This is a genomic window from Leptodesmis sp. (assembly GCF_052746595.1).
Genome location: NZ_JBRAGO010000024.1, coordinates 1,301 through 13,960 on the forward strand (window position 1 = coordinate 1,301; position 12,660 = coordinate 13,960).

General features: G+C 50.0%; 12 protein-coding genes and 1 riboswitch. Of the genes, 6 read left to right on the forward strand and 6 right to left on the reverse strand.

Annotated elements, in window-relative coordinates; translation table 11 throughout:
• Positions 1-520 (forward strand): sensor histidine kinase (locus ACUVQO_RS07425; RefSeq protein ID WP_445925251.1); only part of this gene is annotated, 520 nt, incomplete at its 5' end.
• Here the strand turns inward: ACUVQO_RS07425 and recR are convergent.
• Positions 517-1,143, reverse strand: coding sequence for a recombination mediator RecR (gene recR / locus ACUVQO_RS07430; protein WP_445925252.1), 627 nt, complete (start codon positions 1,141-1,143; stop codon positions 517-519). The two genes, ACUVQO_RS07425 and recR, sit on opposite strands and share 4 nt — an antisense overlap.
• Before the next feature lie 205 nt (positions 1,144-1,348).
• On the opposite strand from recR, the gene cobK reads away from it, so the two are divergent.
• Positions 1,349-2,077, forward strand: coding sequence for a precorrin-6A reductase (gene cobK / locus ACUVQO_RS07435; RefSeq protein WP_445925285.1), 729 nt, complete (start codon positions 1,349-1,351; stop codon positions 2,075-2,077).
• Between the two features lie 66 nt (positions 2,078-2,143).
• Here the strand turns inward: cobK and ACUVQO_RS07440 are convergent, their stop codons facing one another.
• Positions 2,144-3,358, reverse strand: a complete 1,215-nt coding sequence (locus ACUVQO_RS07440) for an AI-2E family transporter (RefSeq protein ID WP_445925253.1) — start codon at positions 3,356-3,358, stop codon at positions 2,144-2,146.
• A 289-nt stretch (positions 3,359-3,647) separates the two neighbouring features.
• Positions 3,648-3,805, forward strand: a riboswitch (cyclic di-AMP (ydaO/yuaA leader).
• Positions 3,806-3,846: 41 nt separating this feature from the next.
• Here ACUVQO_RS07440 and ntrB point away from each other — a divergent pair.
• The 3 genes from ntrB (at position 3,847) to ACUVQO_RS07455 (ending at position 5,985) form a co-directional block, all read left to right on the forward strand.
• Positions 3,847-4,728 carry a nitrate ABC transporter permease gene (gene ntrB / locus ACUVQO_RS07445; protein WP_445925254.1) on the forward strand — a complete coding sequence of 294 codons (882 nt, stop codon included), beginning with the start codon at positions 3,847-3,849 and terminating at the stop codon, positions 4,726-4,728.
• A gap of 118 nt (positions 4,729-4,846) precedes the next feature.
• A complete protein-coding gene (locus ACUVQO_RS07450; RefSeq protein ID WP_445925255.1) occupies positions 4,847-5,248 on the forward strand; it encodes a hypothetical protein in 402 nt (133 codons plus the stop codon).
• Between the two features lie 131 nt (positions 5,249-5,379).
• On the forward strand, positions 5,380-5,985 hold the full coding sequence (locus ACUVQO_RS07455) for an exopolysaccharide biosynthesis protein (RefSeq protein ID WP_445925256.1): 606 nt from the start codon (positions 5,380-5,382) through the stop codon (positions 5,983-5,985).
• A 142-nt stretch (positions 5,986-6,127) separates the two neighbouring features.
• Here ACUVQO_RS07455 and bioD read toward each other — a convergent pair whose 3' ends face one another.
• The 3 genes from bioD to ACUVQO_RS07470 all read right to left on the reverse strand — a co-directional run bounded on the left by bioD (position 6,128) and on the right by ACUVQO_RS07470 (position 9,383).
• Positions 6,128-6,820, reverse strand: a complete 693-nt coding sequence (gene bioD, locus ACUVQO_RS07460) for a dethiobiotin synthase (protein WP_445925257.1) — start codon at positions 6,818-6,820, stop codon at positions 6,128-6,130.
• 84 nt (positions 6,821-6,904) lie between these two features.
• Positions 6,905-8,887 (reverse strand): protein kinase domain-containing protein, encoded by a 1,983-nt coding sequence (locus tag ACUVQO_RS07465; protein ID WP_445925258.1) that lies wholly within the window; start codon positions 8,885-8,887, stop codon positions 6,905-6,907.
• A gap of 34 nt (positions 8,888-8,921) precedes the next feature.
• A complete protein-coding gene (locus tag ACUVQO_RS07470) occupies positions 8,922-9,383 on the reverse strand; it encodes a GatB/YqeY domain-containing protein (RefSeq protein ID WP_445925259.1) in 462 nt (153 codons plus the stop codon).
• A 491-nt stretch (positions 9,384-9,874) separates the two neighbouring features.
• Between ACUVQO_RS07470 and ACUVQO_RS07475 the strand changes: the two genes are divergently transcribed.
• Entirely contained in the window at positions 9,875-10,867 is a 993-nt protein-coding gene (locus ACUVQO_RS07475; protein ID WP_445925260.1) for a ribose-phosphate pyrophosphokinase, read from the forward strand.
• Between the two features lie 754 nt (positions 10,868-11,621).
• On the opposite strand, the gene ACUVQO_RS07480 is transcribed toward ACUVQO_RS07475, so the two are convergent.
• Positions 11,622-12,605, reverse strand: a complete 984-nt coding sequence (locus ACUVQO_RS07480) for a sensor histidine kinase (RefSeq protein ID WP_445925261.1) — start codon at positions 12,603-12,605, stop codon at positions 11,622-11,624.
• Positions 12,606-12,660: the final 55 nt, after the last annotated feature.

Genomic DNA, 12,660 nt, shown 5'->3' on the forward strand with positions numbered 1-12,660 from the left:
GGCTGTAGCAACGGGTGGTTGCTCCTCAGCGTCATCAGGGTTGCAGACGATCGGAGATTTACATCTTTGGCTAGTTTCTCTCATTGAGCCATTCTGGAGCATCGCAACGGAGCGGCAACAAATTCTCAAGCTGGCTCTTTCCCCCACGTTGCCTTGCATTACAACAAATTCATCCGCATTAACGCACATTCTGGTTGAATTGCTCACCAATGCTTGCAAATATACTCCTGTTAGGGAGACGATTACCTTGTCGGCGACGCTGCAGTTACAGGAGTTGTCTTTATGTGTAACAAATACCGGCGTAGAAATTCCCGCTAATCAGATCCCGTTCATTTTTGAGCCATATTATCGTGTTCCTCAAAATATTCGCCGGCACACCGATGGAACAGGCTTGGGATTGGCTTTTGTGAAACAGTTAGTGGACCATATTGGTGCCACTATTCTGGTCAATAGCGGTGTTGGACACACGAAGTTTACGTTACTTCTACCAGTTAAGTTGAACTTCTCAACTCTCAACTAATCCAACTCCCGTCGTCCTTCCAGTGCCCTCGCTAAAGTCACTTCATCTGCATATTCTAGATCCCCACCCATAGGTAAGCCAAAGGCAATGCGAGTCACCTTGGTAAAAGGTTTTAGGAGTTGTCCTACATATAACGTCGTCGTCTCGCCTTCCACACTTGGACTGATGGCAATGATGACCTCTTCAATGTTTTGTTGACTCACACGACGCACCAGGGACTGAATGTGCAGTTGATCAGGGCCAATCCCATCCATTGGGGAAATTAAACCACCCAAAACGTGATATTTTCCCCGGTACTCACGGGTCTTTTCCAGGGCAATTACGTCCTTGGAATCAGCAACTACGCAGATCACACTATTTTCCCGGTTAGGAGCGCGACAAATTTCACACACGGGGTCGGCAGACAAATGAAAGCACACAGAACAGTAGCCTACTTGTGTTTTGGCTTCCATTAACGCCATCGCCAGTGCCTTTACTTCTTCTTCTGGGCGCTTGAGAATGTGCAAAGCTAACCGTTGGGCGGTTTTGGGGCCAATACCCGGTAGATGCTGAAATTGCTCAATTAATCGGGCCAGGGGACGGGTATAAATCTTGATACTCCTCTCAACGTGAGTGGCTTGCATCTATTTTAGCGACTGGAGGTACAGGAGCAGGTTGCCAGGGATGAAAGCACAGAACCACATCTGGTTAATTGGAGGAACTTAGGAGAGTGCTGAGTTGGCACGGGCACTGACTCAGCAGCAGATTTCCCATGTTGTCTGTGTGACAACCGAATCCGCTCGTAATCTCTATACCGATGGGCCATTTGGGTTCGTTTGAGTCGATCGCCTGACTGCAGCATCCCTCCCCCAATTTTTGCAGCAATACAACATTGTGGCTGTACTGGATGCCTCCCATCCCTTTGCCGTGGAGATTTCTCAGCTAGCGATCGCAACCTGCAAGCACCAGCAAATTCCCTACTTACGTTATGAAAGACCGCAATGGAATCCAGAAAGCCATTCGTCATCGGTCATTCGTCATGCCTCAACAGCTAGTACCAGCCACCAGCTACCCACTGTCAGCAAATCAGCTGACTCAGGACAATCCCAAGTCCCAAATCCCAAATCTAAAATCCCAAATTCCCCCCTCCTCCTGGATAGCTTCAAGTCGCTTCTATCCAGTTCTTACCTGGCTGGACAGCGCGTATTTCTGACAACTGGTTACCGTTCTTTAGAACGATTCAAACCCTGGCAAGATCGGGCTGTTTTGTTTGCCAGGATTTTGCCATCCGTGACCGCGTTGGAGGCCGCGATCGCAGCGGGTTTTACTCCAGACCGAATGATTGCCCTGCGCCCGCCAATTTCAGCAGATCTGGAGCGGGCACTCTGGCAGCAGTGGCAAATATCAATGGTGGTGACCAAGGCATCGGGGACAGCAGGCAGAGAGGATGTAAAACGCCAGGTAGCAGTAGAACCGGGAGTGCAATTGATCGTGATTGCCCGTCCTGAAATAGCTTATCCTGAGCAAACGAGTGACCTGTCTGTAGCGCTGGAGTTTTGTCAGAGTTTTTGTACTTAAACCAAGTCCAGCTAGAGAACGGTCGTTTTCCGATCAGAAAATTCCGGTTCTGAACTTGGACAAAGTTTAAACTTCCTCTGGAACCTTTTCCTTAGCCGCCTCTACTTTTGGCTCAGCAGAAGATACGGCAGCTTCAGGTGCGATCGCAGTATGATGAGCAACTTCGCCATTGGCTGTTAACTCGATCGCCTTACGCGTGGAACGAATTGCCTCCAGAGCTTCTTTCACCAACACGGCAGTGGGAACGGCAACCACCACTCCCAGGAGACCCCCCACTCTTGCTCCCGTCAAAATCGACACAAACACCCAGAAGGGATTCAAGCCTGTAATACTGCCCAGAAAGCGGGGAACAATGCCATTCTCGACAATCTGTTGCACGATCGCAGACATAGCCAATACTTGAGCCGCCGTACCAATATCCCGCAAACCCACCAGCAATGTGACCAGGGCAATCCCCACGGAACCGCCAAAGGGAACCAGAGCCATCAGCCCAATAATCAGTCCAAATAGGAGACCAAAAGGGACTTTAAGAAACAAGAATGCAGAGATTAGCCCAATGGCCATACAGGTGGAAGAGATGATTTGGCCTAGAAAGTAGTTTTGGAAACTCAGCCGCAGGGTTTTAGAAAAAGGTTGCTGAATCCGTACGGGAAGCCAGCCAATCAGGTTGTCCCACACTTCATCTCCGTGTTGCAGCAGATAGAAGGTGGAGATCACCGTCAGCAATACGTCAATTACTTTGGCCACCGTAAACACAGCCAGATCTAAGGTCAGGTTCACGGCACGTCCAGCGATCGTTTGTAGTTGTCCTTTTAAGCGATCGTTGATTTGCAAAATGATGCCGTCCAGGCTGATCGGCAACCCCATGTCTGTGAAGCGCTGATCCAGCATCACCAGTTGCCGTTGTCCGGAGTCAAACCATTCCGGCAGACGAGCCACCAGTTGTTGTGCCTGGGCGATCGCCAGAGGTAACAGGGTCACGGCCAACACCAGCACCCCTACCAGTGCCATCAGAAACACGATGATCGCCGCCTGGGCACGTTGCATCCCTCGCCATTGTAACCAGGCTACTGGATAGTTGAGCAAGAATGCCGCTAGCGAGGCCACGATCAGGATTACCAGCATCGACTGAAAGTAGCCAAAAATAGATGAAAAGGCCCAGGCATTCAAAACGGTCAGGGGGGCAGCCAGGGCAATAGCTAACACACGCGACAGGGGGGTAAGCGATTCCCACCACGTCGCCAAACGACTTTTAGGCTTGGGGGTTCCAGAACTAACCATCAACTCTCAAATTTGAGTAGTGCTACTGGCTATTATGCTGAAACTCGGTTACATATTGCATCTAGCTGCATGCTGATTTAAAAGATTGACTGCGATCGCCCCCCATTTCTCACCTCCACCTCCTCATACAGACGTATTGCCGACACGGCTTTTCCACCCCTTCCCCTCTCCACTCCTTCACCCCTTTCCCTCTCCATCCCCAGACAAATCTCTAGGCTGAATTCCCAACTCCCACTTAGGGAAGGTTGTCAAACTCCCAGGTGCATGTGTTAAATTGCTGTGAACAACTTGAGTCAGTCAGCCTAATCCACACCTGATGACTAGTCCTTCAGGATCAGGTGTGAAGTGGGGGAACCGTGTTAACCGTGTTATTGGGGCGAACCGTGCAGGAGGGCAGCTCTCAGCCCTAGTCCGTCAGCTAACTCCGTCGGCATTGAGGGAGGACTGGTGAGCCAGCATTTTGATATGCGATTGCTCGTCAGTGTCTCTTGGCAGTACTGCTCAGTTTCTGTACTTGCATCCGAGCCTATGGAGCAGCGATTTTCGTTGCGATCGCTCAGACTACCTGGAAGCGTTCCAAATTATTGGTACTGCAAGATACTGTACTGCTGCCTGCTCTGGGATTTTTAGGAATTATTGTGCTGTGGTGGGCGATCGCATTGATGCGTCAAGATCTCATGCCCACCCCACCAGAAGCCTTGGTCAATAATCTTGACTTCATCCTGAATCCCTTCTATCAACGAGGGCCAGGAGATTTGGGGTTGGGATGGTTGCTGTTGGCCAGTCTACGACGGGTGTTGTTGGGATTCCTGCTGGGAGCTTTAGTCGCTATTCCAGTTGGTTTCTTAATCGGCATGTCTCGCCCCATGATATTGGCGCTTAATCCCATCATTCAGGTGTTCAAGCCAGTGTCGCCACTGGCCTGGTTGCCGATCGCCTTAGCCATTTTCAATCTGGCTGATCCCTCTGCCATCTTCGTGATTTTCATTACCTCCCTGTGGCCGACCATTATTAATACCGCTCTGGGAGTCTCCAGTGTGTCCAGTGAGTATCTGGATGTGGCACGGGTGCTGGAAATGCCGAAGTGGCGGCAGACCTACAAAATTATCTTGCCTGCCAGCCTGCCCTATATCTTTACCGGACTTCGTATCAGTCTGGGAATTGCCTGGTTAGTGATTGTGGCCGTAGAAATGCTCACTGGCGGCATCGGCATTGGCTTCTTCGTCTGGGATGAATGGAGTCGCCTGAACTTAAACTCTGTCTTTCTGGCGGTTCTGGTGATTGGCATTACTGGATTACTGCTCGACTTTGCCCTCAGCCAGATTCAAACCTTGGTCACGCATCGCCGTCTGGCAGCAGTTAGGAGTTAAGAGTTGAGATTTAAGAGTTGTCCTTTGTCATTCGTCCTTTGCACATGACCAATGACTAACTAGCCACCATCCACTATTCACTATCCACTCCTCACTAATTTCCAATGAATAAGACGTTTTGGACACGCCGAGAATTTTTGCTGGGCGCAGGAGCGACGATCGCCGGCGAGTTGGCATTGCCCGCGCTCTGGCCCTGCGTCCCAAAATGCTACTGATGGATGAACCCTTTGGTGCACTGGATGCCCTGACGCGCGGCAAGCCGCAGAAGCAGGTGCTAAATATTTGGGAAAACCATCGCCAGACCGTGATGATGGTGACTCATGACGTAGACGAAGCCCTTTATATGTCCGATCGCATTGTGATGATGACCAACGGCCCCCACGCCAAAATTGGGGAAATTCTGGACGTTCCCTTCCCCCATCCCCGCGATCGCCAGCAAATCCGCAATTCCCCTGAATATTACGAGCTTCGTAACCACGCGTTGAATTTCCTGGATCACTATTTCAGTACAGATGATTAAAGAGGATAGGAGCAGAGACGTTTCGGCGAAACGTCTTTCTCCATAAAAATCTAGTGAATCTGCCTCTCGGAAGCGGAAACAGACGACGCGCTTTTGTAGGATCGAAAAATAGCTGCATCTGTCCACCGTCCATGCATCTGAGATTTTCCCAAGACTTGAAAGCGTTGCTAGAACTGCTGGCCGAAAGACCGCTGACTCTGAACAATATTTTGACGGAAACCAAGGAACGCGGGTTTAGCCTGGTCATGGGATTATTTGCCTTACCCTTCCTGCTGCCCATGCCACCTGGATTAGCAGGGCCGCTCGGATGCGGTTGTCTGATTCTATCTTTGCAAATGGCGGCTGGACGGCGATCGCCCTGGTTACCTTCCCGCATCGCCCAGGTTGAGTTCCCCAAATGGCTCAGTAAAACGCTGTTAACCAATCTGCACAAGTTAACGGGGATCTTAGAGAAAGTAGCTCGTCCCCGCATGGGCAGCATTGCTCACAGTCATCATGCATGGCAACTGAATGGCCTTTGCATGGCTTGGTTGGCGTTCTTGCTGATGTTGCCGATTCCATTTACGAACCCCATTCCCACAGCAGGTATCTTGATCCTGTCCGTTGCCACTTTGGAAGCAGATGGGTTACTGATGTGTGTGGGTTATGGATTAACTTTGGCAATTACCCTGGCTGTTTTTGGGATTGCCTACGGCTTGTGGTTGGCTCCTGGTTTTGTGCAGTCGCTGTTTGGTTAAAGTGATTTCCAGAAAAGGATATACGGTGAATCGTAGGGACAGGCTTTGTCAATCAAGCCTGTCTATGTGTAAGAAACTTTAGCTTAACCCACCCCTGCGGGAAATTAAGCCCATAAGAGGTAATTTTCTTCTCAGAAATTGGCTAAAACGTCACTGATGCAGGGAAGGGGATGAGGCGCTCCAGTTCCAGATTAGAGGCAACAGCTGCTAATTGATCTAAGTTGGTTGCATCTAGCAGGTAAGGAATCAATCCCAACACCGGAACTCCAGTGAGGGATTGAATTAAAGCGGCAGGTGCCCAGCTTTCTATCTCTTCATCTGTACAAGGTTGAGGGCAATTCAAGACAATCCCCTTAAGGTGAACCCGAGTCTGACGAGCCAGAGCAACATTAGCCACTGCCTGTCCGATCGCCCCTAGCTTAACAGGCACTACCAGCACCGCAGGCAATCGCCAGTCCCAGGCCAGGTCGGCCACGGTCGTTTCGTAAGTGACAGGAGAGCCTAAACCGCCCAAGCCTTCTACCAGAACAAAATCTCGCTGTTGCCGGAGCAATTCAAATGCCTGCCATGCCTTATCTAACTCCACCCATCGCCCTTCTCGTTCAGCCGCCAGGGGAGGGGCCAGGGGAGCCTGAAACCGTAAGGGAGCAACGTCAGCCGCATTGAGATGAAATAAACGGCTGTATAGTTCACTATCACCAATCCCAGCTTGAGCGGGCTTCAAAATTCCCAGGCGATCGAACCGACCGTACTTCTGCCAGTACGCCGCCAGTGCCGTCGTTAACACCGTTTTTCCAGCGTCAGTATCCGTTCCAGCGATTAATATTGCGTTCAACCTGTACTCCTTAAACAATGGATTGAATCAAGCAATGGATTGAATGACCTGACTCAGCTTGATGAAGAAGCAATACGCAACTTGCTAAAGAGGTCGGGGAGTTGGCCTCGTCAAGTCTATGTCTTCCTGGGTCAAGGTCAGAGTATAGTTGGTTCCCCGTTGTCCCAGCACATCAATTCGGTAGACTCCCGGTTTGTATTCGCGATCTGTGCCTACGAGAGCTTGCCAGAAAGTCGCTTTATTGTCACTGATAATCCGACTGTCTGGGCCAAACACCCGCAAGAATGCTCCTCCAGACACCTGGGCTATTAGCTTCTTTCCATCTACCACCGGGATAGCATAACGGTTAATTACATTTTGGCGAATGCGATTGCTATAGGAATGGTTAAAAGGAGGAACTGGAACAGTAATCTCATTAATTTCGGGATTGACAGGAGAAGGAGGAACCGGAGTTGGGGGAAAGGGAGGATAGGTCGGCGGGGGAGGAGGATTGTAGCGATCAAGGCTGACATCAATTCGATAACTGCCCTGATCCACTCCCTGAACAAGTCTGAGTTCAATAAAATAGTCACCGTTATAGGGAAGTTGTCCGCTCCAGAAAGAAACTCGTCGTGCCCGGTTATCGATCGGTCGGTTATCGGGGCCGTAGAGCGTCATCAGTACCCCACTACCACTCAAGACTGCTTCCAGAGTTTCATTTTGCTGTCCGGCCACAATGAAAGTCATGGTTTCATTTGCCTGTAAGGTACCACTTTGGCTGACTGTTCCACCGGGAAACAGATTATCCAATCGTCTGGTGTTGTTGACAGGTGGGGGAGGATTGGGAGAAGGAGTAGGGGTAGGTGTAGGGATAGGAATCGGGGTAAAGGTGGGAGATGGTGTGGGAGTTGGGGGCACAGGCGTAGAAATCGGAGGGGGTTCCGAAGCATTATTGTTGAGAATGGCTCGCATGATTAGCCAGGAGCCAAGCCCAGTTAAAATCACTAACCCTAATCCAGTCGCAATAATAGCCAGGGGATCATCCCAAATCGAACTCCGGGGTGGCTCAATAATCTGGGGAACAGAACGCTGGGGAACAGGTTCAGGGCGCACTTCTGCTACAGGTTTGCGTCCCACAGGTACGGTATTGGCTTGAGAAAACTGAGTTGGCGTGGGTGAAGGGGGAGTCGCAGGAGGAGATGCTGCAAGAGGGGCAACCTGTTGGCGGGACGGTAGTGGCGTGGGGTTAGTTGCAGATTGTAATGCCTGCAGGACTTCACCTGCAGATTGATAGCGATCGCCCGGTCGATAACTTAGCATCTTGTTCAGCACCTGGGCAAAATTAGGATTTACCGTTACCCAGCGTTGCCAGTACCAGGTCATCGTCGAGTCATCAAACAGTTCCTGGGGTTCTCGTCCGGTTAGCAGCACCACAGCGGTAACCGCCAGAGAATACAAATCACTGCTGGGATAAGCTTTTCCCGTTTGCATTTGCTCACTGGGGGCGTACCCAGGTTTGCCCACGGTAGTCGGTTGTACAATCCCCGTGGTCATGCTTTGAAAGCGGGTCGCCAGTTCCTTGACGACACCAAAATCAATCAGGACAGGTTTACTGTCTTTCTGACGCAGAATGATGTTATCTGGGGCAATATCCCGGTGAATGATTCCCTGACCATGAATGTAGGCCAGCACAGGCAGCAGTTGCCGCAGCAGTTGCAGAACTTCAGCTTCCGAAAAGGCCGTTCCCTGCGCTTTCCGCTGATCCAGCAGAGCACGATAGGTTTGCCCTTCCACGTAATCCTGAACCAGGAACAGCCGCTGATCTTGCTCGAAATTAGCCCGGAACTGGGGAATCTGGGGATGCTGAATCTGGTAGAGGATCTGCGCTTCTCGCTGAAACAGTTCTCTGGATTTATCGAGGGCATAGGCTCCACCCTGGGCCGGAGTTAACTCCTTTAAAGCACAGCGTTCGTTAAACCGTCCCTGATCTTCGGCTAGATAGGTACGGCCAAACCCACCCTGGCCCAAGATACTAAGGACACGGTAACGATTTTGCAAAATAGTGCCAATGGGCAGAGGCGGACGCATAACTGACCTGTTCTATGTTTTTTCTAATTTCGCTTTAACTTCCTGATAGCTTGGCTTTGACCATGTCCTGCACCTTTTTACCATCTGCTTTGCCTTTCAGTTGTTGCATGGCAGGCCCCATGACCTTTCCCAAATCCTTGGCAGAGGTAGCACCCACCTGGCGGATCAAGTCATCAATGATCTGGCCAATTTCAGCATCAGAGAGTTGTTTGGGTAGATACTCTTCCAAAATTGCCAATTCCTGAGTCTCCTGTTCTACCAGATCCATGCGTCCAGCCTGCTGGTATTGTGCGATCGAATCTCGCCGCTGCTTGGCCAGTTGTACCAAAACTTCCATTTCCTGCTCTTCGGTCAAACTTTCCTGTCCACTGGGACGCACACTGACTTCTTTTTCTAAGATCGACTTTTTGATACTCCGTACCGTTTCCAGCCGCACCTTATCCTTGGCTTTCATCGCCAGCTTGATATCTTCCGTAATCCGATCCTTTAAACTCATATTTCTCAATTCCCCTGGTTAGCCAATCATCCAGGTCACGGTTTGTCTTTCCCATAACCCTGTCTACCGCACTGCTCACTCCAATCCCTCATCCTCAATCTCCCAATTAGCTAGACAAGGCGCAAGGGAAAGCCTAAAGTTACGGTTAGAGTTCACTCATCATATCCCCATCCTATCCGGGTTGAGAGGAATAGCTATCCGGGTTGAGAGGAATTGTTTGGCAGAACCTGCCGTGGGGCGCTAAAAAATTTGCATCCTAAAGAAAAAGGTCAAAAAAGTTGAAGAAAGCGATCGGCTCTTTTACCTGAACAGAGGATCTTCTACTACATTAGACTTCTGAATCTATACCCCTACGGCTTGTTTAAGCAATTTTTTTCAAGTTTTTTGGCTGATTTCAGTGTCAGTAAAATCTAATCTATCTCCGGGAAATCCGGGGAGATGTTTGTAAAGCTCAATGATAATATTGCCGTGATCGCGTTTGAGGTCATGCTGTGATCCGCACTGCCACGCTCAGTCAGCCTATCAGTTTACCGTCGCTTAACGACAACACTCGACTTCGGTTACTCTCTGGTTCTGCCAATGTTGAACTCTCTCAGGAAGTCGCTCGCTATCTGGGAGTTGATCTAGGCCCGATGGTTCGCAAGCGATTTGCCGATGGCGAACTCTATATCCAGATCCAGGAATCGATTCGCGGCTGTGATGTTTATTTGCTGCAGCCCACTTGTCGCCCAGTCAACGACCATCTCATGGAACTGCTCACCATGATTGATGCCTGTCGTCGGGCTTCCGCCAGACAAATTACTGCCGTGATTCCTTACTACGGATATGCCAGGGCCGATCGCAAAACTGCCGGACGAGAATCGATTACGGCCAAGCTGGTGGCTAACCTGATTACCCAGGCCGGAGCTAGTCGGATTTTGGCCATGGATCTCCACTCGGCTCAGATTCAGGGCTATTTTGATATCCCGATGGATCATGTCTATGGATCTCCAGTCCTGCTGAATTATCTGGCCAGCAAGCAGCTTTCAGATATTGTGGTGGTGTCACCAGATGTGGGAGGGGTTGCCCGTGCCCGTGCCTTTGCCAAGAAGTTGGATGATGCACCCCTGGCCATCATCGATAAACGTCGTCAGGCTCACAATGTGGCCGAAGTATTGAATGTGATTGGGGATGTCAAGGGTAAAACAGCCGTGCTGGTGGATGACATGATCGATACAGCAGGCACAATTACAGAAGCTGCTCGTTTGTTGAAGAAAGAAGGCGCTCGCCAGGTCTATGCCTGCGCGACTCATCCGGTCTTTTCACCTCCAGCAATTGAACGCCTGTCCAGTGGCATTTTTGAAGAGGTGATCGTGACCAATACCATGCCTGTTCCGGAAGAACGGCGATTCCCTCAATTAACGGTACTCTCTGTTGCTAATCTTCTGGGAGAAGCGATTTGGCGCATCCATGAAGATAGCTCGGTCAGCAGTATGTTCCGATAGGTGGGGTCTAAGAAACCGGGTTGCTAGCCAGGTTATTCGATGGCACCTGGCATTTGCAAAAGAAACCCGGTTTCTCCAGATCCTCACTACCTGGGAGTACTGTAAGTAGGCGCAGTGATAGTATTTGTAATTGTTTGCCGGGGAATGGCATCGTAGTAACTTTGTCTGCTGTTTCTTGGACAGGCTGGAATTGATTTGTCCGTATAGTTGCAATCGAAGTAGTCTAAAGCGGCTCCTACTGATTTGAACACTAATGAAGATGCCACGGGTGGCCCGTCAGGAAAGTCTTGCTCTCTCCAGACCACCAAACGGTAGCCAGAATTATTGGATGTAGCCCAAATCTGGTAATGATAATCTTCAGCCGTACCGTTGAAGACGCGTCCCCCTCTTCCCTCCTGGACTAGAGTGCTACCATAAACTGTGGTTCGTGAAACTCTCTCAGTAGTTTGAGGGCGATAACCAGGGGCTGAGTTTCTTGTAGGGGCAGTGGCATCTCGGTTTGAACACATGGAACCTAAATTAACTTTCTGCCCTGATGAAGTCACCATGTAGCAAGATGATTCTGCAAAGACAGAGGTTGCCAAACAAGGAACTGTAATCAGGGCAATCGAGGTAAGACAGCAGGCAAGTTTCAACATAGGAAAGAGTTGAGGTCGATATAGCTAACATACCCATTAGGGAGCGCTATAAAACTCTACCCAAATTCCTCTTAATGTTCCGAATTACTCTATTTAAAAAAATGAATTTAGGGTTTCTATTCATCTTCCAGAATTAACCGGGGAAGGATGCATTCAAGGCGGGTTTGAGGAGCGATCGCTGCTGCCTTTCCCACCCCTTGAGCACCTTCTTGATCTGGCAATGGCATCACTTTCAGAGTACCTTGCATGGATTGAAGCAGAATTTGGGCCAGCAGCAAACTAAACCCTGGGGATGGAAAGGGCACATGGGCCAGTTCTGCAGTCACCCGTTTTTCCGGTAATCCTATCCCATAAATTACCTCTTTCCAGGCAGGATTTTGCTGCATCCAGCCGATCGGATCACTCCAGGTTTCCAGCGCAACGGGTTGATCGATCGCCAGACAAACCGTTTGCTCGTTAGAACTGGGCTGAATTGATAAATGAATCTCACCATCCTTCAATTCTGAAATGGTGGTGTCAATTAATCGTACTAATGCCTGTTGCAGACGTTGAGGATCCGCCAGAACATATACCTCTGAATCGGGTGCGGCAACATGCAGACGAATGGTGCGATTTTGGGCTTGTAGATGGGTAAGACGGTAGACTTTTTGTAAGAGGGGAGCAAGCTGAACAGGCTGAATCTGGGCTTGCAAGGTGCCATGCTCAAGTTTAGCGGCATCAATAATGTTATCCAGAACCTCCACCATCTTGAGGGCAGAGGCATTCGCTTGCTTGATGCAGTCTCGTTCTTCTTCAGAACTGTCGCATAGATGCTCCAGAACCAGTTGATGCATCCCGATCAGGCCACTTAGGGGCGATCGCAATTCATGGGAACTCCGGGCTAAAAACCCGCTTTTATAGTGAGTAATTTCAGCCAGATTGTAATAGGCCAGTTCCAGTTGTCGTACTGAATCCCCCTTGTCCAGAGCTTGATTGGGGTGAACGATCGCTGGCTCCTTGCCCAGAGGTGAACTACTCTGTGCTTTCCCGGAAAATCGCTGAGCGATCGCCCAACCTAACCCCACTCCAACCATTAGCCAGACCAGATTTATCCCGCTCATCCTGCTACCAGCCCCATCTCAATAAAACCGCTTCCTTGCCCAGGATAGCCTGCTT

Coding starts and splice junctions, on each gene's coding strand:
- ACUVQO_RS07480 (WP_445925261.1), bottom strand. CDS start 12,605: ATGAGCGGGATAAATCTGGTCTGGCTAATGGTTGGAGTGGGGTTAGGT.
- ACUVQO_RS07465 (WP_445925258.1), bottom strand. CDS start 8,887: ATGCGTCCGCCTCTGCCCATTGGCACTATTTTGCAAAATCGTTACCGT.
- recR (WP_445925252.1), bottom strand. CDS start 1,143: ATGCAAGCCACTCACGTTGAGAGGAGTATCAAGATTTATACCCGTCCC.
- ACUVQO_RS07470 (WP_445925259.1), bottom strand. CDS start 9,383: ATGAGTTTAAAGGATCGGATTACGGAAGATATCAAGCTGGCGATGAAA.
- ACUVQO_RS07455 (WP_445925256.1), top strand. CDS start 5,380: ATGCATCTGAGATTTTCCCAAGACTTGAAAGCGTTGCTAGAACTGCTG.
- ACUVQO_RS07440 (WP_445925253.1), bottom strand. CDS start 3,358: ATGGTTAGTTCTGGAACCCCCAAGCCTAAAAGTCGTTTGGCGACGTGG.